The sequence below is a fragment of the Ralstonia sp. TCR112 genome, assembly GCF_007997035.1.
Taxonomy (GTDB): domain Bacteria; phylum Pseudomonadota; class Gammaproteobacteria; order Burkholderiales; family Burkholderiaceae; genus Ralstonia; species Ralstonia edaphi.
Genome location: NZ_VOSS01000003.1, coordinates 121,711 through 148,210, shown reverse-complemented (window position 1 = coordinate 148,210; position 26,500 = coordinate 121,711). Strand labels below are relative to the sequence as shown.

Genomic DNA, 26,500 nt, shown 5'->3' with positions numbered 1-26,500 from the left:
GATGCACCACCAACAAAAACAAAAAGCCAAAAACAAAAAAGCCGCTCCGGAATCCTCCAGAGCGGCTTTTTAACGCACGACAACACAGCCTCAGTGCACAACCCTCTCAAACGAAAACGCCCCATCCCGATAATCCACCGGCACAACATCCTTGGGCGCGAACTTGCCCTCCAGGATCATCCGTGCCACCGGATTCTCAAGCTGCTGCTGGATCGCCCGCTTCAACGGCCGTGCCCCAAACACCGGGTCGTAACCCGCGGATGCCAGCTTGGCCACCGCCTCGTCGCTGATCTCCAGCGCCAGGTCCATCTGCGCCAGGCGTGCCGACAGACGCTTGAGCTGGATCCGCGCGATCGATTCGATGTTGCGTTGGTCCAGTGCGTGGAACACCACCACCTCGTCGATCCGGTTCAGGAACTCGGGGCGGAAATGCGTCTTCACTTCCTGCCACACGGCACCCTTGATCACATCCGCCGGTTCGGTCGCCATCTGCTGGATGAGCTGCGAGCCGAGGTTCGACGTCATCACGATCACCGTGTTCTTGAAGTCCACCGTGCGGCCCTGGCCGTCGGTCAGGCGGCCGTCGTCCAGCACCTGCAGCAGCACGTTGAAGACGTCCGGGTGCGCTTTCTCCACTTCATCGAGCAGCACCACGCTGTACGGCTTGCGGCGCACGGCTTCGGTCAGGTAACCGCCTTCCTCGTAGCCGACATAGCCCGGCGGCGCGCCGATCAGTCGGCTCACGGAATGCTTCTCCATGAACTCGCTCATGTCGATGCGGATGAGGTGGTCTTCCGAATCGAACAGGAAGCCGGCCAGCGCCTTGCACAGCTCGGTCTTGCCAACGCCCGTGGGGCCGAGGAACAGGAACGAGCCATACGGCTTGTTCTCGTCCGCAATGCCGGCGCGTGAGCGGCGGATGGCATCCGACACCAGGCGCACGGCCTCGTCCTGGCCGACCACGCGCTCGTGAAGGCGGTCTTCCATCTTCAGCAGCTTCTCGCGCTCGCCGGTCATCATCTTCGACACGGGGATGCCCGTGGCGCGGCTGACGACTTCGGCAATCTCTTCGGCACCCACTTGCGTGCGCAGCAGCTTGTTCGGCTGCTTCTGGCCGGCCGACTCGGCGGCGGTCGCGGCCTTCAGCTTGCCTTCCAGCTCGGGCAGCTTGCCGTATTGCAGTTCGGCCACTTTCTCGAGCTTGCCTTCGCGCTGCAGCTTGGTGATCTCCAGCTTGATCTTGTCGATCTCTTCCTTGAGCGCAGCCGCACCTTGCGCGGCGCCCTTCTCGGCCTTCCAGATTTCGTCCAGATCGGCGTATTCCTTCTGCAGGCGTTCGATCTCCTGCTCGATCAGCTCCAGACGCTTCTGCGAGGCTTCGTCGGTTTCCTTCTTCACCGCCTCGCGCTCGATCTTCAGCTGGATCAGGCGGCGGTCGAGCTTGTCCATCGCCTCGGGCTTCGAGTCGATTTCCATCTTGATGCGCGCCGCAGCCTCGTCGATCAGGTCGATGGCCTTGTCCGGCAGGAAGCGATCGGTGATGTAGCGGTGGCTGAGTTCAGCCGCGGCCACGATCGCCGGGTCGGTGATCTCCACGCCGTGGTGCAGTTCGTACTTCTCCTGCAGGCCGCGCAGGATGGCGATGGTCGCCTCCACGCTCGGCTCGCCCACGAGCACCTTCTGGAAGCGGCGCTCCAGCGCAGCATCCTTCTCGATGTACTTGCGGTATTCGTCCAGCGTGGTCGCGCCGATGCAATGCAGCTCACCGCGTGCCAGCGCCGGCTTGAGCATGTTGCCGGCGTCCATCGCGCCCTCGGCCTTGCCCGCGCCCACCATGGTGTGGATCTCGTCGATGAAGAGGATGGTCTGGCCCTCTTCCTTGGCGATGTCGTTCAGCACGGCCTTCAGGCGCTCTTCGAACTCGCCGCGGTACTTGGCACCGGCCAGCAGCCCCGCCATGTCGAGCACCAGCACGCGCTTGTTCTTCAGGCTCTCAGGCACTTCGCCGTTGACGATGCGCTGCGCCAGGCCTTCGACGATGGCCGTCTTGCCGACGCCCGGCTCCCCGATCAGCACCGGGTTGTTCTTGGTGCGGCGCTGCAGGATCTGGATGGCACGGCGGATCTCGTCATCGCGGCCGATGACGGGGTCGAGCTTGCCGATGCGTGCACGCTCGGTGAGGTCGATGGTGTACTTCTTGAGCGCTTCACGCTGGCTCTCGGCCTCGGCGCTGCCGACGGTCTGACCGCCGCGCACGGCGTCGATGGCGGCTTCGAGCGGCTTGCGCGACAGGCCGTGTTCGCGCGCAATACGGCCGGCCTCGCCCTTGTCGTCAGCCACGGCCAGCAGGAACAGCTCGCTGGCGATGAACTGGTCGCCGCGCTTGATGCCTTCCTTCTCGGTTTGCTGCAGCAGGTTGCCCAGATCGCGGCCGACCTGAACCTGTTCGCCGCCCTGCACCTGCGGCAGGTTCTTGATGGCGCGGTCCAGCGCGGTGTCCAGCGCACCCGTATTCACGCCCGCGCGAGCGAGCAGGTTCTTGGTCGCGCCATCCGGCTGGCGCAGCATGGCCAGCAGCAGATGGACGGGTTCGATGTACGGATTGTCGTTGCCCAGCGCCAGGCTCTGCGCGTCGGCCAGCGCTTCCTGGAAGCGGGTGGTCAGTTTGTCCAAACGCATTAAAAACCCCTTGCGGAAAATGTTTCACTGCTCCGAAAGATAGGGAGCTTCGGTGGCATTTCAAGCGTGGAAACGCGGGTTTTGATGCAGATTTGCGCCAGAACAAACGGCGGCGCGCCTGCTGGCACGCCGCCGCCCCAAGTGCGCCAAAATCGTCTTGGCTATCGCATCAGTTCGGCACCGATACCGTCGCCACACCGCCCGACACGCTCACCGAGATGCGGTCGCCCGCAGCCGGCGTGCTGGTGAAGTTCGGCACGTTCGCCGCGTTGATGGCCGGTGCAGCACCGGGCGTGCCACCGCGCGGGGTGGTGCGCACCACCTGCGAAGGCGGCAGCGGCGTGCCGTTCTTCAGGTTGGCGTACATGGCGTCCAGCGCGCGCTGCTCATACAGCACCAGCGGCACGAACAGCGTGTCGTAGCCAGGCACGAGGTCGATAAAGCCGTCGAAATGCTGCGCGTTCATCACCTCGATGTACGACAGCTTGCTCGAGCCGCCCTCCACCTTGGCGTTCAGCCCCAGGTACGGCCGCGAACCATGGTTGACCGGCAGCAGCGCGTCGTTGCGGCCCTGCACGATCAACGCTGGCTTGCCCTGCAGGTTGCCGGTGCGCAGCGTCTGGCTGATCCCCGTCTGCAACGATTGCGAAGCGGCATCGGCGCCCGTCAGCAGGTTGCGCAGGCACAGCGCGCCATCGAGGTTGGCGGCTTGCGTGCCGGTGGAGTCGATCGACTGGTTGCTGCGCGTCGGCCCGCCCTGGGCGTTGTTGTTGACGAGCTGCACCCCGGAGGTGGGCGGAATGCCGTTGCCGACCGCCGCCATCTGCGCGAGCGCCGTGGCGTTCACCGCCGTCGGATGGAACGACGCATCGGTTGCCGCGAAGCTCAATCCGCACAGGTTGTCGGTCACGCTGGCGCGCGAGAGTGCATTACCGAATGTGGTCGCCACCGATGGATCGATCTCGTAAAACGACATCGACGCATGCACGAGATCCGACTCGGGCTCCCAGCCATAGGCGCGCATCTTCTGCAGGGCTTCGTCAGCCTGGGCAGCCGCCGTGGTGGAGGTCAGCAGCCCGGCCGCCTTCAGCGCGGCGCAGCGGTTGGCCTGGGCGCCCGCCGGGAACGTCGTGAGGCTGCCAAAGAACGCCTGCGCCGGTGCCGTGGCAACGCTCGCTGACGACGCCGCGCAGAGCCGGAACACATTGGCGTAGCTCACGTAGTCGAACAGCGGTTTGCCGGTCGTCGGCAGCGTGGTGCCGCCGCGCACGACCTGCACGCCGGTGTTGGGCGGCAGGTTCAGGCCGGGCTCGCCGACGGCCACCCCGTCGATCCACCCGCCGGTGTCCTGCTCGGCCGCCGCGATGGCTGCGCCGCCGCCATTGGAGATGCTCGACGCGATGACGATGGTGTTGTCCGGACGCACCGGCAGCGCGCTGCCGACCAGCGCACCGCTCGTCGCCGAGACCTTGTCGTTGATCGCCCAGAACGCGAACTGCACGGCCTGCAACGTGAACAGGCCCCAGTCCTTCTCGGGGTTGCGCTGCGAATGCGCGTGCTTGAACGCCAGCCGGTTCGGCGTGGCCGCGTTGAAGGCGGCGAGCTGGCTGCTGGTGAGCGGCGCGGCAAAGTGCGCGTTCGACCCGGCTGCGCTGCGCGTGGTGCGCGTGCCGTCCTGCAGGGCGACGGTGTCGGTGGCCAGGTCGTGCGGACCGGCGCCGGTGCCCTTGTCGGTATAGGCGACGGCGCACTTGCGCTTGAGGCCCCATTCGCCGGTGGAAATCGCGCCGTAGATGCCGCGCGAGCCCGACGAGGTGGCGGTGATGATGCAGGGGTTGTTGACGTCGAAGCTGTCCGGAATCTGCACGAGCAGCACCACGTTCTGCTGGCCGGTGCCGTCGTCGGAGTACGTCACGTATTCGGCGCCGGCGATCATGCCGGAGCCCTGCGTGACGTTGCCGCTCGCGTCGACGTTCGGGCCATAGAGCGTGCCGTAGCCGCCCTTGGCCGCCGTGTCGACCAGCGCCCGGTAGTTCGCGTAGATCGCTAGGCGGCGCAGCTCGGCTGGCGTGGGCGCGGTGGGGTTGGCGATAGTCGGTGCGGTGGCGGAAGCCAGCCCGCTTGCGCCCAGGCCGGCCGTCAGCAGGTCGTCCGATACGCCGTCGTACCGGTTGACGGTCACCTTGCCGGCAAAGGCCGGTTTGGTATTGCCCGGCACGTTGTTGCCGTCATTGCTGCCGCCGCAGGCGCTCAACACGCCGCAGCCGGCCAGCAGCACGGCACCGGCGGCGATCAGGTTGCTGGGCGAGACGTGCCGTCGCAGGCGCGCCGTTCGGGTGGGTTTCATTGCGTCTCCTTCTCGTTATGGATGGAACAACACAAAGCAAACCCGCGGCGGCCTTCGATACTGCACGTCCCTACTGGACGTCCGGACGTCCCTAAGCCACCGCAGGCACTACCAGTATGTGAACCAAACTTCTCATTCGCAACTCGATTTGCAGGCGGGGCTTGCGATCAACTGAACGTGCGCACCGTCCAGAGACCGAGCATCGTGAGGAACAGCGAGCCGCCCAGATGCGCCACGATGTGCAGCGCGCCCATCAGGTGGTCGCCGGCCAGGATGTTGGCGACAACCTCGCTGGAAAACGTCGAGAACGTCGTCAGCCCGCCCAGAAAACCGGTGATGACCAGCAAACGCCATTCCGGCGGCAACCCCGCGTGCGTGTCGAAAACACCCACCGCGACGCCGATGAGGTAGCCCCCCACCAGATTGGCTGCCAGCGTGCCGTACGGCAAGGCCGGATTGATGGCGTTCAACAAGACGGCGAGCGCCCAGCGCAACCAGGCTCCCAGCGCAGCACCCACCCCAACTGCCAGAAAGCCCATTCCGCTCATGCGGTCGCGTCCTTGTTATTCGTAGTCGTTGGGTTGCGCCGATGCGCCGGGCTGATCAGCCGTGCGTGTCGCGGCGTTGGAGGTGGCAATGCCCCAGCGGGCGAGCGCCTTGTCGTCAGTGACACGCGCATCGACCCAGCGCGCGCCTTCGGGCGTCTGTTCCTTCTTCCAGAACGGCGCCTCGCTCTTGAGGTAATCCATGATGAATTCGCACGCGGCAAAGGACTCGCCGCGATGCTTGGACGCCACCGCCACCAGCACGATCTGGTCTTGCGGCTTGAGCTTGCCCACGCGGTGGATGACGAGCGCGTCGATCAGCTCCCAGCGCTGCATGGCCGCGCTGACGATGTCGGCGAGCGCCTTTTCGGTCATGCCGGGATAGTGCTCCAGCTCCATCTCCGACACGCCGGTGCCGTCGTTGATGTCGCGCACGGTACCGATGAAGCTGGCCACCGCGCCAATGTTCGGGCGGCCGGCACGGAGCGCTGCAATCTCGGCGCCGAGGTCGAAGTCGGCTTCCTGGACGCGGACGGACATGTTTGCTCTCCTGCGCTCAGCCGCCGGTCACGGGCGGGAAGAAAGCGACTTCACAGCCGTCGTGCACGGCGGTATCGGCCGGCACGATCTGGTGGTCCACCGCCATGCGCAGCGCACGGCCTTCTGCGAGCGTTTCGCCCCAGACCGGACCGCGCTGCGCGAGCCAGCGGCGCACATCACCCACGGTGCGCACGGCCTCCGGCACGACCACCTGCTCCTGCGAGGTCCCCAGCTGTTCACGCACGCTGGCAAAGAAACGAAGCTCGATCTGCACGGTCATCGCTCCTTACACCAGGCCTGCAAACGGCAGGAAGCTGACGACATCGCCCGGTGCAATCGGCTGATTGGGCGGGTTGTCGATCAGGCCATCGCCCCACACGGTGGAGGTCAGCACGCCCGAGCTTTGATTCGGGAAGAGGTCCAGCCCGCCGCCCGCGTTGATGCGCGCACGCAGGAACTCGTTGCGGCGATCGCCCTTGGGCAGCGCAAAGTCGGCGCGCATCGGGATGCGCTTCGGGGCCACGTCGGCCACACCCTGCAGGCGCAGGATGAACGGCCGCACGAACAGCAGGAAGGTGACGAAGCTCGACACCGGGTTGCCCGGCAGGCCAATGAAAAAAGCGGTCGGGCCGCCCACCATGCCTTCGGGGCGGCGCACCTCGCCAAAGGCCAGCGGCTTGCCCGGCTTGATGGCGATTTGCCAGAGGTTCAGGCGCCCTTCGGCTTCCACCGCCGGTCTGATGTGGTCTTCCTCTCCCACCGACACGCCGCCGGAGGTGATGATGAGGTCGTGCGCCTCGGCCGCTTCGCGCAGCGTGTCGCGCGTGGCTTGCAGCGTGTCGGGCACGATGCCGAAATCGGTGATGTCGCAACCGAGGTTTTCCAGCAGCGCGCGCAGCGTGAAGCGGTTGGAGTTGTAGATGGCGCCGGGCTTGAGCGGCTCGCCGGGCATGGCAAGTTCGTCGCCGGTAAAGAACACGGCCACGCGCGGACGGCGCACGACGTGCAGATTGGCGCAGCCGACCGAAGCTGCCAAGCCAAGTTGCTGCGGGCCGAGGCGCGTGCCGCGCGGCAGGATTTCGGCGCCGTCAGCGATGTCTTCGCCGGCGCGGCGGATCCATTCGCCGGATTCCGGCACGTGGTCGATGACGACGGTGCCCGTGTCCGGGTCAGCCTTGCATTGCTCCTGCATGACGACCGCATCGGCGCCCGGCGGGATGAGCGCGCCGGTAAAGATACGCGCCGCCTCGCCCGCATTCAGCGGCTGGCCGACATGGCCGGCAGGAATGCGCTGCGCCACCTTCAGGCGCGTGCCCGGCGCAGTGATGTCGGCGGCGCGCACGGCGTATCCGTCCATCTGCGTGTTGTCGGCGGGCGGCACATTCAGGGTGCTGCGCACAGCCTCAGCGAGCACACGCCCGTTGGCATGCAACGTCGACACGGTTTCGGTCTCGTGCAAAGCGCGCACTGCGGCAAGCAGTTGCGACAGCGCCGCATCGAGCGTCAGCAAGGACGGTTTGACGGCGGGAGCATCGTTGGCGGACATGCGGGAATGGGAAAGCGGAATCGAAAAGGAGATTTCGATTGTATCGGTTCCAGGCCGATGCCATGCATCAGCCCAGGCGTATCAAGCGAATGCGTCGGCCAGCGCCGCCCGCAGCGCCGGCACGATGTGCGCGTCGAACCACGGGTTGTGTTTGAACCAGGCCAGGTTGCGAGGGCTCGGATGCGGCAGCGGGAACAGCACGCGGCCGTCCGCGTCGTGCACGGGCCCGTTGCGCACGACGTCGGTCAAGGACCAGTCGCGCGGCACGTCGAGGTAGTTGCGCTGGGCATAGGTGCCCACCAGCAGGGCAAGCCGCACATCGGGCATTGCCGTCAGCAGCGGCCGGTGCCATTTGGGCGCGCATTCCGGGCGGGGCGGCAAATCGCCGTTCGCGCCGGTGCCCGGAAAGCAGAAACCCATCGGCACCACGGCGATGCGCCGGTCGGCGTAGAAATCGTCGTACGAAAACTGTAGCCACTGGCGCAGGCGGTCGCCCGAGCGGTCGTTCCAGGGGATGCCGGTCTCGTGGACGATGCGGCCCGGCGCCTGCCCGATGATCAGGACGCGGGCGCGGCGGTCCGCGACGACCACCGGGCGAGGCTCGTGTGCCAATGCGCCCTGGCACTCGCGGCAGGCGCGGATGTCGTGCAGGCAGCGCTCGAACGCTGCTCCGGCGACGTCATCCGGCACTGCTTCCATCGCTTTAGAGACCGGTGTGCTGGGCGATGTAGACCTTGATGCGGTCGGCGTCTGCCGGCATGACTTCGAAGCGCTGCGGCAGCGATTCGATATCGGCGTAGCCAGCCGGGCGCTCCGGCTCGCGGTCCAGCGCTTCGCGAATGGTGTCGCCAAACTTGGCCGGCAGCGCCGTCTCCAGCACCACCATCGGGACGCCTGGCGTCAGGTTCTCGCGCGCCACCTTCACGCCGTCGGCGGTATGGGTGTCGATCATCGTGCCGTAGGTGGCAAACACATCGCGGATCGTATCGACGCGGTCTTCGTGCGAGCTGCGGCCCGAGACAAAGCCAAACTCGGCGATGCGCTCGAACTCCGGCTTGCCCGTCAGCGAGAACCCACCCTTTTCGTCCACGTCGCGGAAGAGCTGCGCGAGGCGCGCCGGATCGCGATCCAGCAGATCGAACACGAAGCGCTCAAAGTTCGACGCCTTGCTGATGTCCATGCTGGGGCTGGAGGTGTGGTACGTCTGGGCCGCCGAACGCACACGGTACGTGCCGGTGCGGAAGAACTCGTCGAGCACGTCGTTCTCGTTGGTGGCAACGACCAGCTTGTCGATCGGCAAACCCATCATGCGTGCGATGTGGCCCGCGCAAACATTACCGAAGTTGCCAGACGGCACGCAGAACGACACCTTGTCGCCAATCTTCGGGGCGGCCAGCAGGTAGCCCTTGAAGTAATAAACGACCTGGGCAACAACGCGCGCCCAGTTGATCGAGTTGACCGTACCGATCTTCTGGCGGGCTTTGTAGTCGAGATCGTTCGACACCGCCTTGACGATGTCCTGCGCGTCGTCGAACACGCCTTCGATGGCGATGTTGAAAATGTTCTTGTCTTGCAGGCTGAACATCTGCGCGGTCTGGAACGCGCTCATCTTGCGATGCGGGCTCAGCATGAACACGCGCACGCCGCGCTTGCCGCGCATGGCGTATTCGGCGGCGCTGCCCGTGTCGCCAGAGGTGGCGCCGAGGATGTTCAGCTCGGCGTGCTCACGATCGAGCGCGTATTCGAACAGGTTGCCCAGCAGCTGCATCGCCATGTCCTTGAAGGCCAGCGTCGGGCCGTTCGACAGGCACAGCAGCGACAGCGACGTGCCGCCCTCCTCGCCCAGCTTGTGCAGCGGGGTGATGTCGGCGGTGTTGTCGCCGGCGCGTGCGTTGCAGTAGACCTCGGGCGTGTAGGTGCGGCGAGTCAGTGCGCGCAGGTCGTCTTCGGGAATGTCGGTGGCGAACTTGCGCAGGATCTCGAAGGCAAGGTCGGCGTACGGCAGGTCGCGCCAGCGGGTCAGCTCCTCAACGCTGACTTGCGGATACTGCTCGGGCAGGTACAGGCCGCCGTCCGGCGCCAGGCCGCCCAGCAGGATGCGGGAGAAACTTTGCGGCTCTGCGTGGCCGCGGGTCGATCGGTATTGCATGCTCGTGTCCTGCGCTTAGTTCAGTTCTTCCATGCGAATGCGCGTGACCTTCGACAGCACGGTCGGCAGCGCTTCAATGGCGGCGATGGCGGCGTTCACGCGTTTCTCGACCGTCACGTGCGACAGCATGATGATGTCGGTCTGCGGCTCGCCTTCGCGCGATTCCTTCTGCAGCATGGCGTCGATCGAGATGCCGCCTTCGGCCAGGATGCGCGTGATGTCGGCCAGCACGCCGGTTTCATCCGCCACGCGCATGCGCAGGTAGTAGCTCGAACGCACTTCGTCGATCGGCAGCACGGGCGTATCGGACAACGCGTCCGGCTGGAACGCCAGATGCGGCACGCGGTGTTCCGGGTCGGCCGTGTGCAGGCGCGTCACGTCCACCAGATCGGCGACGACGGCCGAAGCGGTCGGCTCGGCGCCGGCCCCCTTGCCGTAGTACAGCGTCGGGCCGACGGCATCGCCGTTGACGACCACCGCGTTCATCGCGCCTTCGACGTTGGCGATCAGGCGCTTGGCCGGCACCAGCGTCGGATGGACGCGCAGCTCGATGCCGGCCTCGGCACGGCGCGTGATGCCCAGCAGCTTGATGCGATAGCCCAGTTCTTCGGCATAGCGAATGTCGACGGCTTCCAGCTTGGTGATGCCTTCCACGTAGGCACGGTCGAACTGCACCGGCACGCCAAACGCGATGGCGCTCATGAGCGTCAGCTTGTGCGCGGCGTCAAAGCCCTCGATGTCGAAGGTCGGATCGGCCTCGGCGTAGCCCAGGCGCTGGGCTTCCTTCAACACGGTGTCGAAGTCCAGGCCCTTGTCGCGCATCTCGGACAGGATGAAGTTCGTGGTGCCGTTGATGATGCCGGCGATCCATTCGATGCGGTTGGCCGTCAGGCCTTCGCGCAGTGCCTTGATGATGGGGATGCCACCGGCCACGGCGGCTTCGAATGCCACCATCACGCCCTTGTCCTGCGCGGCCTTGAAGATCTCGTTGCCATGCACGGCCAGCAGCGCCTTGTTGGCGGTGACAACGTGCTTGCCATTGGCGATGGCGCGCAGCACCAGTTCGCGCGTCAGGTCATAGCCGCCGATCAGTTCCACGACGATATCGATCTCGGGCGAATCCACAATCGCAAACGGGTCGTTCACCACCGGCACGGTCGCACCGGCTTCCTGCACGATGGCGCGCGCGCGGTCGAGATTGCGCACGGCAATCATGGCGACTTCAATGCCGCGACCCGCGCGACGGCGGATTTCTTCCTGGTTCCGTTGCAGAACCTTGAGGGTACCGCCACCGACGGTACCGAGCCCGAGCAGGCCGATCTTGATGGGATTCATGAGACGTGTCGTAGAGAAACGAAAAAGCGGAGAAGCAAAAAACACACAGGGCAGACGCCTCGGTCTGCCCCGCAAGTGACTGATCTGGCGGAAGACCGATCTTATGCGGCCCGGATGCCAGTACCGTGACGTTGACGGTACCGCTCCAGGAAGCGCGCAATTCGACCAATCGCTTCACGGAGGTCGTCTTCGTGCGGCAGGAAGACGATGCGGAAGTGGTCTGGCGAGTGCCAGTTGAAGCCCGTGCCCTGCACCAGCAGAACACGCTCTTCTTCCAGCAGCTGGCGGATGAAGGTCTGGTCGTCTTCGATGGGATACACGGCCGGGTCCAGGCGCGGGAACATGTACAGCGCAGCCTTCGGCTTCACGCAGGTCACGCCGGGGATCGCCGTGATCAGCTCGTGCGCCAGGTCGCGCTGGCGACGCATGCGGCCACCCGGCGCCACGAGGTCTTTGATGCTCTGGTAGCCGCCCAGCGCGGTCTGGATCGCCCATTGGCCCGGCACGTTGGCGCACAGGCGCATCGACGACAGCATGTTCAGGCCTTCGATGTAATCCTTGGCCGGGCGCTTGTCGCCGGACACAACCATCCAGCCAGCGCGGTAACCGCACGAGCGGTAGCTCTTCGACAGGCTGTTGAACGTCACGGTGAGCACGTCTTCCGACAGCGAGCCGATCGCGGTGTGCTTGTTGTCGTCGAACAAGACCTTGTCGTACACCTCGTCGGCGAAGATCACCAGGCCGTGCTCGCGCGCAATGGCGACGATGCCGAGCAGCAGTTCGTCCGAATAGAGCGCACCGGTCGGGTTGTTCGGGTTGATGACGACGATGCCCTTGGTGTTGGGCGTGATCTTGGCGCGGATGTCGTCCAGGTCGGGCATCCAGCCGTTGGCCTCGTCGCAGGTGTAGTGCACTGGCGTGCCGCCCGAAAGGCTGGTCACGGCGGTCCACAGCGGATAGTCGGGAGCCGGCAGCAGCAGCTCGTCGCCGGCGTCGAGCAGCGCGTTGGTGGCGAGCGAAATCAGCTCGGACGCGCCATTGCCCAGATAGATGTCGTCCAGCGTGACATTCTTGATGCCCTGTTCCTGCGTGTAGTGCATCACCGCCTTGCGCGCCGCGAAGATGCCCTTGGAATCCGAATAGCCGGCCGAATTCGGCAGGTTACGGATCATGTCCAGCTGGATCTCTTCCGGGGCATCGAAACCGAATGGGGCGAGGTTGCCGATATTCAGCTTGATGATCTTGTGGCCGTCTTCTTCCATCTGCTTGGCCTTTTCGAGCACGGGGCCGCGAATGTCATAGCAGACGTTGTTGAGCTTGGCGGATTTCTGGATCGTTTTCACGGGCAAGGCGGCGATGGGCGACGTTGAACGGGCTTGAACTACGGGCATTCTGTGGCACAGCACAGCGGCGACGGTAACGCCACACAGCGACAGGCACCGCTGCGCTTATTCCTTGCCGGGCATCGCTTATGGCGCGGCGGGCGAAGGAGAGAAAAAGATATAATTTAGCCCATTATGACAGACTTAGGCGGGCATTTTTGCAACGCAGCGAAACCCGCCCGGACGTCTGAAACCTAGCGCCTCTGCCAGCGCGCCGCCGCATGCGCCGCAGGCATCGCGCCCGATGGGATTCCCGCCTTGAAGCTCCATTCATCCGATTCATCGACCATCCTCAATACCGTCACCGGCTATGGCGACGGCTATATCGAAATCAACAAGGTGCGCTACGAGCACTCCGTGCTGGTAATGCCAGAGGGCGCGGTGGTGCCGTGGGACCTTGCGCGCTTTGAAGACCTGACGCCCGAACATTTCTCCCGCCTGCTCGAACTCGGTGCCGAAGTGGTGATCTTCGGGACAGGCAACAAGCTGCGCTTCCCGCACCCGAGGCTGACGGTGCCGCTCACCGAGAAGCGCATCGGCGTGGACGCCATGGACCTGCAGGCCGCCGGCCGCACATACAACATTCTGATGCTGGAAGGCCGCAAGGTGGCCGCCGCCCTGCTGATCGAGCGTGCCTGACCGCATGCCGATCGACCGCACCGCCCAAGCGCCCACCCTCCCCTGGCGCAACGCTTCTCTTTGGCTGCTGGCTGCTGCGTTCCTGGCCGTCTGGCTCGGTACGCTGGGCTACCGGCACCTGATCCCCACCGACGAAGGCCGCTACGCCGAAATTGCGCGCGAGATGTTCGTCTCCGGCGACTGGGTGACCATCCGTTACAACGCCCTGAAGTACTTCGAAAAGCCGCCGCTGCAGATGTGGGGCACCGCGCTCGCCTATACGCTGTTCGGCATTGGCGACTGGCAGGCGCGACTGTTCACCGCGCTTTCAGGCATCGTCGGCATTGTTTTCACGATGCTGGCGGCGGCGCGCTGGTGGGGCAGGCGGACGGCCGTCATCAGCGGCCTGGTGCTGGTGAGTGCGCCTCTGTGGAACGTCGGCTCGCACTTCAACTCGCTCGACATGGGGGTGGCCGGCTGCATGACGATGGCGCTGGGCGCGCTGTTGCTGGCGCAACATCCGGATGCGACGCGCGCGCAGCAGCGCGGCTGGATGTGGGCCTGCTGGGCGTCGATGGCCCTGGCGGTATTGAGCAAGGGCCTGATCGGCGTGGTGCTACCCGGCTTTGTGCTGGTGGTCTACACGTTGGTCGCGCGCGACTGGGCGCTCTGGAAGCGCCTGCATCTCGTGACGGGGCTGATCATCTTCTTTGCCGTGGGCGCGCCGTGGTTCGTGTTGATCTCCTTGCGCAACCCGGAATTCGCTTGGTTCTTCTTCGTGCACGAGCATTTCCAGCGCTTCACGTCGACCGTGCACAACCGCAATGCCCCGCTCTGGTATTTCGTGCCGCTGTTGGTGGCCGGTTTCCTGCCTTGGCTAGCGCAATTGCCCGGCGCCGCACGGCTGACCATGGCGCGTGCCGAAACCGCCAGCAACGGCTTCCGCCCCACGCTGGTGCTCGGCCTGTGGGCCGTTCTGATCTTCGCGTTTTTCAGCATTTCCGACTCGAAGCTGCCGGGTTACATCTTCCCGATCATTCCAGCGCTCGCGATTCTGGCGTCCCTGGTACTGGAGCAAACCAGCGAGCGCGCGTGGCGCTGGCAACTCAAGGCCTTCCTGGCGCTTGCGCTGGTCGGCCTCGCAGCCAGCGGTTACGTGGCGACGATGTCGTCCGGCATGTACCCGAATGCAGTGTTTTCCCGCTTTGCGGTATTCCTAGCCGTGGCATTTGCGGCGGGAGCTGCGTTCACGTGGCTCGCCATTCGCTTGGCGGGCCGGCGCTTCGAGAGCGTGGTCGCGTTCGCGTGCGCGTGGTTCCTGACGTTTACAGCTGCGATGCTCGGCCACGAAGCCTTCGGGCGCTCGATGTCGGGTATCGATCTCGTGCCTGCCGTCCGGCCGTGGCTCAAGCCCGACGTGCCGTTCTATGCGGTGGAGCGTCTGGACCATACAATGCCGTTTTACCTCGGCAGGCCCACCATCATGGTGCAGGAACCCGACGAATTGGCTTTCGGCGTGGAGCAGGAGCCGTCCAAGTGGGTGCCGACCACCGAAGCGTTCGTGGCGAGTTGGAAAGCCGGCGGCCAGGCCGTCGCCATGATGGGGCCGGGGACCTATGATCGACTGACGGCCCAAGGCGTACCGATGATCGTGATCGCCCGCGATGCCCGCCGCGTGATCGTCCGGCGCAACTAGGTTTTACCGCCACGGATTCTCGAAAGGGGCGCGCAAGCGGAATTGTCGTAACATGCGCCCCGGCGGCGGGATTGAGAACGTTCATACGGGGAAACCGCCGCAGTCTGCAAACCATCAAAAGAACACATGAATCTGGTCACTTTCGGGCTGATCCTGACGGGCGTCATGCTCAATGCCTGCGCCCAGCTGCTGCTCAAGGCAGGCGTCAACAACATCGGCCGCTTCGCGTTTTCGGCCGACAACATCCTGCCGATCGGCATCAAGCTTGCAACGCAGTGGCCCATCATTGGCGGTCTGTCGTGCTACGTCATCTCGGTGGTGGTGTGGATTCTCGGGCTGTCGCGCGTGGATGTGACCATCGCGTATCCGATGCTGTCGCTGGGCTACGTGGTCAACGCCTTCCTGGCGTGGTATCTGTTTGGCGAAGTGCTGACGGTGCAGCGCCTGATCGGCATCGCGATCATTCTCGTCGGCGTCCTTGTGCTGGCTCGTTCGTGAGCCGATCCGCCCACACCCAGCCTCCAACCTCATTCAAGTCATGACGCAAACCACCGCCACTGCCGAGCTTCCCTTCCTGCCCTTCGTGCGTCCGACCATTGACGAAGCGACCATCGCTGCCGTGGCCGAGGTGCTGCGCTCGGGCTGGATCACCTCGGGGCCCAAGGTCGCCGCATTCGAAGCCGCGCTGTCGGAATACTTCGGCGGCCGTATCGTCCGCACATTCGCCAACGGCACGGCCACGATGGAAGTCGCGCTGCGCATCGCGGGTATCGGCCCCGGCGACGAAGTCATTACGACGCCGATCTCGTGGGTCGCCACCTCCAACGTGGTGCTGACGGTCGGCGCCAAGCCTGTTTTCGTCGACATCGACCCCGTGACGCGCAACATCGACCTGGACAAGGTCGAGGCCGCCATCACGCCGCGCACCAAGGCGATCATTCCGGTCTATCTGTCGGGGCTGCCCGTCGATATGGACCGTCTGTACGACATCGCCCGCCGCCACAAACTGCGCGTGGTGGAAGACGCCGCACAGGCCATTGGTTCGCGCTGGGGCGACAAGCGCATCGGTGAGATCGGAGACCTGGTCAGCTTCAGTTTCCAGGCCAACAAGAACATCACGACCATCGAAGGCGGCGCGCTGGTGCTCAACACGCCCGAAGAAGCCGTGCTGGCCGAAAAGTATCGCCTGCAGGGCGTCGTGCGCACCGGCTTTGACGGCATGGAAGTCGATCTGGTGGGCGGCAAGTTCAACCTGACCGACGTGAATGCGGCGATCGGCCTGGGGCAATTCGCTCAGCTGGAGGCCGTCACTGCACGCCGCGCTGCGCTGGCCCGCCGCTACTTTGCCGGCATGCGCGCCGCCGACATCGAGTCGTTCGGCGTCGAACTGCCGGTGGAGAACTTTACGAATACGAACTGGCACATGTTCCAGATCGTGCTGCCGCTGGATCGTTTGAAGGTCGATCGCGCCGGGTTCATGGCCGGCCTGAAGACGCTGGGCATCGGCGCGGGCGTGCACTACCCGCCCATTCACCTGTTCAAGCTCTATCGCGAACTCGGCTGGAAGCCGGGCATGTTCCCGGTGGCCGAGCGCATCGGCCGTGCCATCGTGACGCTGCCGATGTTTGCCGGCATGGAAGATTCCGATGTGGATCGCGTGGTCAGCGCGGTCCGCCAACTTTGCGCCCAGTACCAATAATCCAATAATGAAGACACCCGCTCTCTCGGTCGTCATTCCTGTTTACAACGAAGAAGACGGGCTCGCCGCGCTGTTTGCGCGTTTGTATCCCGCACTCGACGCACTCGGCATTTCGTACGAAGTCGTGTTCGTCAACGACGGCAGCCGCGACCGCTCCGCCGCCATGCTGGCCGAGCAGTTCCGCGCGCGCCCGGACAGCACGCGCGTCGTCCTGTTCAACGGCAACTACGGCCAGCACATGGCCATCCTGGCCGGTTTCGAACATGCGCGCGGCGAACGCGTCGTCACGCTCGATGCCGACTTGCAGAACCCGCCGGAAGAAATCGGCCGCCTGGTCGAAAAGCTCGACGAAGGCTACGACTACGTCGGCACCATCCGCCGCGTGCGCCAGGACAGCTGGTTCCGCCGCACCGCGTCGCGCGCAATGAACTCGCTTCGCGAGCGCATCACGCACATCAAGATGACCGACCAGGGCTGCATGCTGCGCGCCTACAGCCGGACCATCGTCGACACCATCAACCGCTGCCGCGAAGTCAACACCTTCATCCCGGCGCTGGCCTACACCTTCAGCAAGAACCCCACCGAAATCGAAGTCGACCACGAAGAGCGCTTCGCGGGCGAGTCGAAGTACTCGCTGTACAAGCTTGTGCGCCTCAATTTCGACCTGGTGACGGGCTTCTCGGTGGTGCCGCTGCAATGGTTTTCGGCGATCGGGATGCTGCTGTCGTTCGCCTCGGCGGTCCTGTTCATTCTGCTGGTGATACGCCGCTTCGTCCTGGGCGCGGAAGTCCAGGGCGTGTTCACGCTGTTCGCCATCACGTTCTTCCTGATGGGCGTACTGCTGTTTGGTATCGGCTTGCTCGGCGAATACATCGGCCGCATCTATCAACAGGTGCGCGAGCGCCCGCGCTATCTGGTGCAGGGCGTGCTCGAGGAAACATCGCACCTGCATGAAGCCGGCGCCGCCGATCTGAAGACGGGCACGCAGCGAGGTGTTGCATGAGTTCTGCCACCAAACGGCGCGCCGTCGTTTTCGCGTATCACAACGTCGGCGTGCGTTGCCTGCGCGTGCTGGCCGCGCGCGGCATCCAGGTCGAACTCGTCGTCACGCACGAGGACAACGCTGCGGAAAATATCTGGTTCGGCAGCGTGCGCGCCACGGCACAGGAATTAGGTATCCCTTTCATCACGCCGGACAACGCAAACGGCGAAGACCTGCAAGCGCGCATCGCCGCCATTGCGCCGGACTTCATCTTTTCGTTCTATTACCGGCACATGATCCCGATGCGCCTGTTGAGCCTCGCCAAATTTGGCGCGTTCAACATGCACGGTTCGCTGCTGCCCAAGTACCGCGGCCGCGTGCCCATCAACTGGGCGGTCCTGCACGGCGAGACCGAAACCGGCGCCACCCTGCACGAAATGGTCGAAAAGCCGGATGCCGGTTACATCGTCGACCAGACCATCGTGCCGATCCTGCCGGACGACACCTCCCACGAAGTGTTCGAAAAGGCCACTGTTGCGGCGGAGCAAACCCTGTGGCGTGCGCTTCCCGCGATGATTGCCGGGCAAATCCCGCAGCACCCGAACGTGCTCGCCAACGGCAGCTATTTCGGCGGCCGCAAGCCCGAAGACGGCCGCATCGACTGGTCCAAACCCGCGCAGCAGGTCTATAACCTGATCCGTGCTGTGGCACCGCCCTACCCGGGTGCCTTCACGGACGCCGGCAGTGAACGCTACGTTGTCGCGCGAGCCCGTCTGGCGCATCAAAACTTTACGAATTTGCCGCCGGGCTTGCACGTCGTGGATAATGCGATGTTCGGCGTGTGCGGCGATGGGGGAGCCATCGCCATTCACGAGCTCTGGCGCGTCGAGCCCCAAGCTGCCAGCGGAACGTCCGTCGTGACCGCGCAGCAGCTCGCCAGCCAGCTCGCCCTCTCCTGATCTTGAGTTTGCCTTCATGAAAAAAGTACTGATCCTCGGCGTCAACGGCTTCATCGGCCACCACCTGTCCAAGCGCATCCTGGAGACCACCGACTGGGAGGTCTACGGCATGGACATGCAGACCGAGCGTCTGGGCGACCTGGTCAACCACCCCCGCATGCATTTCTTCGAGGGTGACATCACCATCAACAAGGAGTGGGTCGAATATCACGTGAAGAAGTGCGACGTGATCCTGCCGCTGGTGGCCATCGCCACGCCGTCGACCTACGTCAAAGACCCGCTGCGCGTGTTCGAGCTGGACTTTGAAGCCAACCTGCCGATCGTTCGCTCGGCTGCCAAGTACGGCAAGCACCTCGTCTTCCCGTCGACCTCCGAGGTCTACGGCATGTGCAGCGATTCGGAATTTGACCCGGAAGCCTCGCCGCTGATCTACGGCCCGATCAACAAGCCGCGCTGGATTTACGCCTGCTCCAAGCAGCTGATGGACCGCGTGATCTGGGGTTACGGCATGGAAGGCCTGAACTTCACGCTGTTCCGTCCGTTCAACTGGATCGGCCCGGGCCTCGACTCGATCTACACCCCGAAGGAAGGTTCGTCGCGCGTGGTGACGCAATTCCTCGGCCACATCGTGCGCGGCGAGAACATCAAGCTCGTCGACGGCGGCAGCCAGAAACGCGCGTTCACGTATATCGACGACGGCATCGACGCGCTGGTGCGCATCATCGCCAACAAGGACGGCGTCGCCTCGGGCAAGATCTACAACATCGGCAACCCGTCGAACAACTACTCGGTGCGTGAACTGGCCAACATGATGTTGGAACAGGCCGCCCAGATCGACGAGTACAAGGACACGGCCAAGCAGGTCCAGCTGGTGGAAACGACTTCCGGCGCCTACTACGGCACCGGCTACCAGGACGTGCAGAACCGCGTGCCGAAGATCGCCAACACCATGGAAGACCTCGGCTGGAAGCCGACCACGGTGATGAAGGACGCGCTGGCGAACATCTTCGAAGCGTATCGCACGCACGTGGCTGAAGCGCGCAGCCTGGTCGAAGACGGCAACGGCAACAAGTAAAGGCAACACCCCGCGCAGGTTCATGGCTCTCATCGTTCTCAAGATCGACGTCGACACCCTGCGCGGCACCCGCGAAGGCGTGCCCAACCTCGCGCGCATGTTGCGCGAGCACGAGGCGGGCGCGACCTTCCTCTTCAGCCTCGGCCCGGACCACACCGGCTGGGCGCTGCGCCGGGCCTTCCGCCCCGGTTTTCTGAAAAAGGTTTCCCGCACGTCAGTCGTCGAGCATTACGGCCTTCGCACGCTGATGTACGGCGTGCTGCTGCCCGGCCCCGACATCGGCCGCAAAGCCGCTGCCGAAATGCGAGCCATTGCCGAGGCAGGTTTCGAGACCGGCATCCACACGTGGGACCACGTGCTGTGGCAAGACAACGTGCGCCAGCGCGATGCCGGCTGGACCGCCCGCCAAATGACCGCCGCCCACGCGCGTTTCATCCAGGTATTCGGCAAGCCCCCCGTGACACACGGCGCTGCCGGCTGGCAGATGAACGACCACGCCTTCCGCCAGATCGACAATTGGGGCATGGCCTACGCTTCGGACGGCCGGGGCACGCATCCATACATCCCGAGCGTTGACGGCAAGGCGCTGAATCACGTGCAATTGCCGACCACGCTGCCCACGCTGGACGAACTGATCGGCGTAGAAAACATCACCCTCGACAACGTCGCCCGGCACATTTTGAAGATGACCGAGTCCGACCGCGACCAGGTATTCACCTTGCATGCGGAACTTGAAGGGCAGAAACTCGCCCCGATCTTCCGCGAGTTGCTGCGAGGCTGGCGTGCACAGGGCCATCGGCTTGGGTCGATGGGCGATTACTACGCAACGCTCGATCGCAGTACCCTGCCCGTGCAGCCCGTTACGTGGGGCGAAGTTGCCGGCCGCAGCGGCAGCCTGATCGTTCAACCGGCCTGATCCTTCCGATCGCCGGTTTGGCGGCTGGCGCAGTGCCTCAGCATTGCTCGTCCACGAGCTTCCTGTCTCTTCCCGAGGTTTTCCGGAACACACCATGCCCGTCACGATCGACAAGCCTCTTCCCGATTTCTCCGCACCAGCCACTAACGGCATCACGTTCTCGCCGGCATCGCAGCGCGGCAAGATCGTCGTGCTGTATTTCTATCCGAAGGACAACACGCCCGGCTGCACCACCGAGGCGATGAACTTCCGCGACCAGTACGACGCCTTTGAAGCGGCTGGCGCCGTGGTGTTCGGCATCTCGCGCGACAGTCTGAAATCGCACGAAAACTTCAAGGCGAAACTGGAGATGCCGTTCGAGCTGATCTCCGACGCCGACGAAGCCGTCTGCAACATCTTCGACACGATCAAGATGAAGAAGATGTACGGCAAGGACGTGCGCGGCATCGAGCGCAGCACATTCCTCATCGACAGCAAGGGCGTGCTGCGCAAGGAATGGCGGGGTGTGAAGGTGCCCAACCACGTGGACGATGTGCTGGCGGCGGTGCGCGCGTTATAACCGCGCGTAAAAGCCCATCGCGCACGAAAGCGCCGTGCACGGCATGCAGGCGCTTGCTTTTCCGTTGATTTCGTCATCAATCGTGGCGCAGTTTGGACGGCGCCACACGTCACATGTGACCGATTGCAAATCACAAACGCTTCCGATACAGTCGGAACCGATGAGTACGAAATCCGGATGCCATTCCGATAGCCCACGACGGTACCGGCGGCCAAGTTGGCCTGATACCGCTTCTGCGTTTTTCCCGGCAACCAGGCCGGGCAGAACGTCCGAATCGTGCAGCTTGTCGTGGCGTTCACCTAGGCCGCCCCACCTCTCGCAGGTCATGGCGGCTTTTTTGTGGCCGTCGTCCGTGCATCAAATGCTGCGACGCGCCCATCCGTTTTCTCGCGTTTTCCGCCTGCACCGCCCCGCCTTGTGCGCGGATGGTGTTCCGTCGTCGTTCCACCCAGAGAGGTAATCGAAGCATGCCGCTGCCGACCATGCCCACCCAGCCAGCCCAATTGCTCGACCCGGCTGAATTCAAGCCTTTCAGCAAAGCCGGAAAGCCGAAGGCGGGTCAGGAACCTCGAAAACCGGTGCCAGCGCTCGAGCGCGAGGCGTTGTCAGAAACCGGCCGTGCGCAACCCAAACGCAATGCTGCCAGCACGGCACGCGCCCGCTCGGGCGAAGCGTCCCCCATGGCGAAAGACAGTTCGCGCGAACACGCCGGCATTCTGGCCAAGGCGGTCGACAAAGTGAGCGCGACCGGCAAATCAACCGAAACCGCTGCCCGCCGCCGCGCCCGCCGCGACGAAGGCCCGACCAAGCTGTTCGTGCTCGACACCAACGTGCTGATGCACGACCCGACATCGCTCTTCCGTTTTGAAGAGCACGACGTCTATCTGCCGATGATGACGTTGGAAGAGTTGGACAACCACAAGAAGGGCATGAGCGAAGTCGCGCGCAATGCCCGCACGGTCAGCCGCACACTCGACCAGCTTGTGGGCGGCACCGATGGAGCGATGGATGACGGCCTGCCGCTCGCCAAGCTCGGCAACCGCGATGCGCAGGGGCGCCTGTTCTTCCAGACGCGCCTGAACGACATCAAGTTGCCCGACGGCCTGCCGCAGGGCAAGGCCGACAACCAGATCCTGGGCGTCGTGGCCGCGTTGCAGCAGCAGCGTCCGGATCGATCGGTCGTGCTGGTGTCCAAAGACATCAACATGCGGATCAAGGCGCGCGCCCTCGGCCTGCCGGCGGAGGACTATTTCAACGACCGCGTGCTGGAAGACACCGACCTGCTCTACAGCGGGATCATGGCCCTGCCGGCGGACTTCTGGCAGAAGCACGGCAAGAACATCGAGAGCTGGCAGGACCCCAAGACGGGCACGACGTTCTATCGCCTGTCCGGGCCGCTGGTGCCGTCGTTCCTGGTCAACCAGTTTGTCTTCCTGGAGCCGAATGACGGCAGCTTGCCGCTGTATGCGCAGGTGAAGGAGCTGAACGGCAAGACCGCCGTGCTGCAGACGCTCAAGGACTACACGCACCAGAAGAACAACGTCTGGGGCGTAACCGCGCGCAACCGCGAGCAGAACTTCGCGCTGAACCTGCTGATGCACCCGGAAGTGGACTTCGTTTCGCTGCTGGGTCAGGCCGGCACGGGCAAGACGCTGCTGGCACTGGCAGCGGGTCTGGAGCAGGTGCTGGATCAGAAGCTCTACAACGAGATCATCATCACGCGCGCCACGGTGCCCGTGGGTGAAGACATCGGCTTCCTGCCCGGCACGGAAGAAGAAAAGATGCAGCCGTGGATGGGCGCCTTCGACGACAACCTCGAGGTGCTGCAAAAATCCGACGACAACGCCGGCGAATGGGGCCGCGCAGCCACGCAGGAATTGATCCGCTCGCGCATCAAGGTCAAGAGCATGAACTTCATGCGCGGCCGCACCTTCGTCAACAAGTTCCTGATCATCGACGAGGCGCAAAACCTGACGCCGAAGCAGATGAAAACGCTGGTCACGCGCGCGGGCCCGGGCACCAAGATCGTCTGCCTGGGGAACATCGCGCAGATCGATACGCCGTATCTGACGGAAGGTTCGTCGGGCCTGACCTACGTGGTGGATCGCTTCAAGGGATGGAGCCACAGCGGGCATATCACGCTGGCGCGCGGCGAGCGCTCGCGACTCGCAGATCACGCCTCAGACGTGCTGTAGGAATCACTGCGCGGCAAAGCTGTCTGCCGCAAACCGTTGTGCCATCGGGCCGTGCATTTGCGCGGCCTTTTTTTTGCTGCACGTCTGGCACCTCTCTTTTTCCTTGATGGAGGCCAACGATGCCCATGCAGCAAAACCTGCAGACCCGATCGCGCTTGACCCTGACGTCGGCTGCGCTGGCGATGATGCTGTCCGCCGGCGCTTCCATTGCGCTTGCCGACGCCCTCACGCCAAAGACCGCCGGCCAGATCAGCTACGTCTGCGGCGGCGTTGCACAAGACGAGCAGCAAGCGCTGAACAGTGAAGCGCGCAACTACAACCTGTCGCTGCTGTTCACGCAAGGCGCGCGCGGCGAGTATCTGGCCGACGTGGACGTCCAGCTCACGCGGCACGGCAAGGAGGTCGCAAGCTTTCGCGCCGATGGCCCGCGCTGTCTGATCAAGGCACCGCCGGCCAGCTATAACGTCATCGCCACATACCAAGGCACCACCAAACGGGCGACGGTGCAGACCGGCAGCACGCGTAACGTCCAACTACGCTGGTAAAACTCCCCGCAAAACGCGACGCCATCAGGGCCAAATCCGCAGACCCGCGCCCCGCTTGGCGTTGCGCCTCGCCAACACGCAGTTTGGCTTTCTGACGCGGCGCGCATAGCATGCTCGCTATCCGGACTCTCCTGATGGCGCATGCTGACGCGGTACGGCTCTTCCTTTGGCAATACCCGACTGGCAGGCACGGCGCTGCTTGCCTTGGTCTGCCTGCTGTCCGCCTGCTCGTCGACGCCCACGCGTTCCACCGCCTCCCGTGACCAAGGGTTGCGCACACGCGGCGCGCCCATACAGGATCCGAGTGCGGGTCTGGAAGAGATTTCCATCGAAGCCATGGCGCTGGTCGGCACGCCCTACCGCTACGGCGGCAATACGCCCGACAGCGGCTTCGATTGCAGCGGACTGGTGCGCTACGTCGTGCAGCGCGCCGCTTCCGTGAACCTGCCGCGCACCGCCGCCGAAATGGGCCGCCGCGGCACCTCGCTCGACCGTCGCGAAGTTGCATCGGGCGACCTCGTCTTCTTCAACACGACGGGCCAGCCCAATTCGCACGTGGGTATCTATGTCGGCCAGAATCGGTTTGTTCATGCACCGGCCACAGGTGGCACGGTGCGCCTGGAAGACATGACCAAGTCGTACTGGGCAAGCCGCTACATGGGCGCGCGCCGCGTCGTCGCAGCGAGCAACCTGCTGGATGGACCCGCGCCCGCCAACACGCCAATCACGCCGGCACCTGCCAGCCCTGCCCGCCCGATCGACGATGACCCGCTCGGCGCCCTCGCCCGCACGCGCGAGGCCCAGGCTGCAAGCCTGATGTCGACGCGGATACCGCCGGCTGTAACGCCGCCCGCGGACGACGACCCCATCGCGCGCTTCGCCACGCAATAGCGCATCGCTCGCGCCAATGCAAAACGCCCACCGGTTTGGTGGGCGTTTCGTTTTTCGCTGTGAATCAGCAGCCGGCTTTCGTTACAGGACGTGTCGGCCAATCCACCAGGCGATCGCGGCCATGAACGCGGACGCAGGAATCGTCAACACCCACGCCCAGACGATGTTGCCTGCCACCCCCCAACGCACGGCGGAAGCTTTTTGCGCCGCACCGACACCGACGATGGCGCCCGTGATGGTATGCGTGGTCGACACCGGCACGCCCAACGCCGACGCGAAGAACAGCGTCATGGCGCCACCGGTTTCAGCGCAGAAACCGCCGACCGGCTTGAGCTTGGTGATCTTCTGCCCCATCGTACGGACGATCCGCCAGCCGCCCAGCAGCGTACCCAAGCCGATCGCCACATAGCAGCAGACGATGACCCAGATCGGCGGCTCGGTTGCAGTGGCCGAGGCGTAGCCACCGGCAATCAGCAGCATCCAGATGATGCCGATGGTCTTCTGCGCATCGTTGCCGCCGTGGCCCAGGCTGTACAGCGAGGCGGAGAGCAGTTGCAAGCGCCGGAACCATCGGTCCACCTTGGATGGTGGCGTTCGGAAGAACAACCAGGACACCGCCACCATCAAGAGCGAGCCCAGGATAAAACCGAGCAATGGCGAAATCAGGATGAACGCCACAGTCTTGAGCAAGCCGCTGGCCACCAGCGAGCCCGTGCCAGACTTGGCCACGGCGGCCCCCACCAAGCCACCGATCAGCGCATGCGACGAGCTCGACGGAATGCCGTAGTACCACGTGATGATGTTCCACGCGATCGCGCCGACCAACGCCCCGAAGATGACGTAATGATCGACGATGGACGGATCGATGGTGTCCCGCCCCACCGTGGTTGCCACCTTGAGGTGGAAGATGAAAATGGCGATCACGTTGCAGGCCGCAGCCATCGCCACCGCCTGCTGCGGCTTGAGCACGCCGGTCGACACCACCGTCGCGATGGAGTTTGCGGCGTCGTGGAAACCATTCATGAAGTCGAACACGATGGCCAGTGCCACCAGCAGGACGACCACCCAGAGACTGATCTGAAGCGTATGCATGAGGCGTCGTCTCGTCAGGCGTTTTCGAGCACGATGCCTTCGATGATGTTGGCGACATCCTCGCAACGGTCGGTGACGCTCTCCAGTTGCTCGTAGATCGCCTTGAGCTTGATCAGCAGCTTGATGTCGTTCTCGGTGCGGAACAGCTTCGCCATGGCAGCGCGCATCACGCGATCGGCTTCGGACTCGAGGCGGTCGATTTCCTGCGCGATGGTCAGAATCTGGCGGCCGTTGTTCATGTCGTTGAGCAGCGCCACGGCCTTGCGGACCTCCTCGCAACACGCCACGCAGATGGTCGCGAGCTGGCGCGCTTCGTCCGTCACGTTGGTCACGTCGTACAGCGAGATGGTGAGCGACACGTCTTCCATCAGATCGAGGATGTCGTCCATCGTCGTGATCAGCTTGTGGATCTCGTCGCGGTCGAGCGGAGTGATGAAGGTCTTGTGCAGCAGCTCGATCGTGTCGTGCGTGATGCGATCGGCCTTCTTTTCAAAGTTCTGCACATTGCGTGCATGCATTTCGGCATTGGGCAAGTCATTGACCAGATCCTTGAGCGCATGGGCCGCCTTGACGGCGCACTCGGCGTGCTGGTTGAAGTACTCAAAAAACTTGCCTTCGGTGGGCATGAAGCGACCGAACATGATGATCCTTGGGAACGGAAAAAGCAGGAGTCGTAAAAACAGCGCCGGACGGGATCACCGCCGGCGCTGTCATTAAAACGCAATATTTTACCGGAACCGGCCCCGCGAC

The 26,500-nt window shown here is 64.1% G+C and carries 24 protein-coding genes; 12 read left to right on the top strand and 12 right to left on the bottom strand.

Going from position 1 to position 26,500, the window contains the following annotated elements; all coding sequences use genetic code 11:
• Positions 1-90 precede the first annotated feature (90 nt).
• From clpB to FUT88_RS01810, 10 genes are all read right to left on the bottom strand, one after another.
• Positions 91-2,679, bottom strand: coding sequence for an ATP-dependent chaperone ClpB (gene clpB, locus FUT88_RS01855; protein ID WP_147213570.1), 2,589 nt, complete (start codon positions 2,677-2,679; stop codon positions 91-93).
• 169 nt (positions 2,680-2,848) lie between these two features.
• Positions 2,849-5,026, bottom strand: a complete 2,178-nt coding sequence (locus FUT88_RS01850; RefSeq protein WP_147213569.1) for a 3-hydroxybutyrate oligomer hydrolase family protein — start codon at positions 5,024-5,026, stop codon at positions 2,849-2,851.
• A gap of 167 nt (positions 5,027-5,193) precedes the next feature.
• The gene (crcB, locus tag FUT88_RS01845; RefSeq protein ID WP_147213568.1) at positions 5,194-5,574 is read right to left on the bottom strand and encodes a fluoride efflux transporter CrcB; all 381 of its coding nucleotides are present in this window, start codon (positions 5,572-5,574) and stop codon (positions 5,194-5,196) included.
• A 15-nt stretch (positions 5,575-5,589) separates the two neighbouring features.
• Positions 5,590-6,111: a molybdenum cofactor biosynthesis protein MoaE gene (locus FUT88_RS01840; protein WP_147213567.1), complete on the bottom strand. Its 522-nt coding sequence runs from the start codon at positions 6,109-6,111 to the stop codon at positions 5,590-5,592.
• Between the two features lie 16 nt (positions 6,112-6,127).
• Complete coding sequence (moaD, locus tag FUT88_RS01835; protein ID WP_009238308.1) at positions 6,128-6,385, bottom strand: molybdopterin converting factor subunit 1; 258 nt, start codon at positions 6,383-6,385, stop codon at positions 6,128-6,130.
• A gap of 12 nt (positions 6,386-6,397) precedes the next feature.
• Positions 6,398-7,657, bottom strand: coding sequence for a gephyrin-like molybdotransferase Glp (gene glp / locus FUT88_RS01830; RefSeq protein ID WP_147213566.1), 1,260 nt, complete (start codon positions 7,655-7,657; stop codon positions 6,398-6,400).
• Between the two features lie 81 nt (positions 7,658-7,738).
• Entirely contained in the window at positions 7,739-8,356 is a 618-nt protein-coding gene (locus FUT88_RS01825) for a uracil-DNA glycosylase family protein (protein ID WP_147213565.1), read from the bottom strand.
• A gap of 4 nt (positions 8,357-8,360) precedes the next feature.
• Entirely contained in the window at positions 8,361-9,806 is a 1,446-nt protein-coding gene (gene thrC / locus FUT88_RS01820) for a threonine synthase (RefSeq protein WP_147213564.1), read from the bottom strand.
• Positions 9,807-9,821: 15 nt separating this feature from the next.
• Positions 9,822-11,141, bottom strand: a complete 1,320-nt coding sequence (locus tag FUT88_RS01815) for a homoserine dehydrogenase (protein ID WP_027677538.1) — start codon at positions 11,139-11,141, stop codon at positions 9,822-9,824.
• Positions 11,142-11,242: 101 nt separating this feature from the next.
• Positions 11,243-12,484: a pyridoxal phosphate-dependent aminotransferase gene (locus FUT88_RS01810; RefSeq protein WP_009277534.1), complete on the bottom strand. Its 1,242-nt coding sequence runs from the start codon at positions 12,482-12,484 to the stop codon at positions 11,243-11,245.
• 297 nt (positions 12,485-12,781) lie between these two features.
• On the opposite strand from FUT88_RS01810, the gene FUT88_RS01805 reads away from it, so the two are divergent.
• From FUT88_RS01805 to FUT88_RS01750, 12 genes are all read left to right on the top strand, one after another.
• The gene (locus FUT88_RS01805) at positions 12,782-13,162 is read left to right on the top strand and encodes an Mth938-like domain-containing protein (protein ID WP_027677539.1); all 381 of its coding nucleotides are present in this window, start codon (positions 12,782-12,784) and stop codon (positions 13,160-13,162) included.
• A 4-nt stretch (positions 13,163-13,166) separates the two neighbouring features.
• A complete protein-coding gene (locus FUT88_RS01800) occupies positions 13,167-14,837 on the top strand; it encodes a glycosyltransferase family 39 protein (protein ID WP_147213563.1) in 1,671 nt (556 codons plus the stop codon).
• Positions 14,838-14,963: 126 nt separating this feature from the next.
• The gene (locus FUT88_RS01795) at positions 14,964-15,335 is read left to right on the top strand and encodes an SMR family transporter (RefSeq protein ID WP_012761830.1); all 372 of its coding nucleotides are present in this window, start codon (positions 14,964-14,966) and stop codon (positions 15,333-15,335) included.
• Positions 15,336-15,375: 40 nt separating this feature from the next.
• Positions 15,376-16,536, top strand: a complete 1,161-nt coding sequence (locus FUT88_RS01790; RefSeq protein WP_147213562.1) for a DegT/DnrJ/EryC1/StrS family aminotransferase — start codon at positions 15,376-15,378, stop codon at positions 16,534-16,536.
• A 7-nt stretch (positions 16,537-16,543) separates the two neighbouring features.
• The gene (locus tag FUT88_RS01785) at positions 16,544-17,539 is read left to right on the top strand and encodes a glycosyltransferase (RefSeq protein WP_027677542.1); all 996 of its coding nucleotides are present in this window, start codon (positions 16,544-16,546) and stop codon (positions 17,537-17,539) included.
• The gene (locus FUT88_RS01780) at positions 17,536-18,477 is read left to right on the top strand and encodes a formyltransferase (RefSeq protein WP_147213561.1); all 942 of its coding nucleotides are present in this window, start codon (positions 17,536-17,538) and stop codon (positions 18,475-18,477) included. Before FUT88_RS01785 ends, FUT88_RS01780 begins: the two co-directional genes overlap by 4 nt.
• A gap of 16 nt (positions 18,478-18,493) precedes the next feature.
• On the top strand, positions 18,494-19,552 hold the full coding sequence (locus FUT88_RS01775; RefSeq protein WP_102067067.1) for a bifunctional UDP-4-keto-pentose/UDP-xylose synthase: 1,059 nt from the start codon (positions 18,494-18,496) through the stop codon (positions 19,550-19,552).
• A gap of 22 nt (positions 19,553-19,574) precedes the next feature.
• Positions 19,575-20,468, top strand: coding sequence for a 4-deoxy-4-formamido-L-arabinose-phosphoundecaprenol deformylase (locus FUT88_RS01770; protein ID WP_147213560.1), 894 nt, complete (start codon positions 19,575-19,577; stop codon positions 20,466-20,468).
• Between the two features lie 94 nt (positions 20,469-20,562).
• Positions 20,563-21,027: a peroxiredoxin gene (locus tag FUT88_RS01765; RefSeq protein ID WP_147213559.1), complete on the top strand. Its 465-nt coding sequence runs from the start codon at positions 20,563-20,565 to the stop codon at positions 21,025-21,027.
• Between the two features lie 467 nt (positions 21,028-21,494).
• The gene (locus FUT88_RS01760) at positions 21,495-23,222 is read left to right on the top strand and encodes a PhoH family protein (RefSeq protein WP_147213558.1); all 1,728 of its coding nucleotides are present in this window, start codon (positions 21,495-21,497) and stop codon (positions 23,220-23,222) included.
• A 119-nt stretch (positions 23,223-23,341) separates the two neighbouring features.
• Positions 23,342-23,767 carry a hypothetical protein gene (locus tag FUT88_RS01755; RefSeq protein ID WP_147213557.1) on the top strand — a complete coding sequence of 142 codons (426 nt, stop codon included), beginning with the start codon at positions 23,342-23,344 and terminating at the stop codon, positions 23,765-23,767.
• A gap of 141 nt (positions 23,768-23,908) precedes the next feature.
• Positions 23,909-24,658 (top strand): C40 family peptidase, encoded by a 750-nt coding sequence (locus FUT88_RS01750; RefSeq protein ID WP_147213556.1) that lies wholly within the window; start codon positions 23,909-23,911, stop codon positions 24,656-24,658.
• Positions 24,659-24,739: 81 nt separating this feature from the next.
• Here the strand turns inward: FUT88_RS01750 and FUT88_RS01745 are convergent, their stop codons facing one another.
• Positions 24,740-25,750, bottom strand: a complete 1,011-nt coding sequence (locus FUT88_RS01745; RefSeq protein WP_004626498.1) for an inorganic phosphate transporter — start codon at positions 25,748-25,750, stop codon at positions 24,740-24,742.
• A 14-nt stretch (positions 25,751-25,764) separates the two neighbouring features.
• On the bottom strand, positions 25,765-26,391 hold the full coding sequence (locus tag FUT88_RS01740; protein WP_147213555.1) for a DUF47 domain-containing protein: 627 nt from the start codon (positions 26,389-26,391) through the stop codon (positions 25,765-25,767).
• Positions 26,392-26,500 lie beyond the last annotated feature (109 nt).